The organism is Pseudomonas sp. UBA2684 (assembly GCA_002354655.1).
GTDB lineage: Bacteria > Pseudomonadota > Gammaproteobacteria > Pseudomonadales > Pseudomonadaceae > Aquipseudomonas.
In genome coordinates, this window is sequence record DELY01000038.1 from 34,609 (window position 1) to 34,916 (window position 308).

1 protein-coding gene is annotated in these 308 nt (G+C 61.0%); it reads right to left on the reverse strand.

Annotation, left to right across the window (positions count from 1 at the left end):
- A partial coding sequence (locus tag B3M58_RS12930; RefSeq protein ID WP_296219653.1) for an Ig-like domain-containing protein occupies window positions 1–308 on the reverse strand: 308 nt, incomplete at both ends.

The following is a 308-nucleotide window of genomic DNA, read 5'->3' on the forward strand; positions in this document are numbered from 1 at the left end:
TCGGCACTGCTCAGCCCACTCAGTACACCGTTGGCCACCGTGAAATCGGCGATGGCCAAACCGCTCACCGCTTCGTTGAAGGTGATGGTCACGGTGGTAGTTTCGCCTAAGGCGAGGGCTGTGTCGGACACCACGATTGATGCCGTCGGGCGCAAGGTATCGATGGCGTAGTTGTTGGAGTCGGTCGTGCCGGCCCCGGCATTGCCCGCCACGTCGACCACCCCGGTGTTATCCAAAGTGATCAGGTTGCTGGTGTCTGCAACGCTGACGTTCGGGGTCAGAGTTGCCGTCCAGGTGATACCACCGTC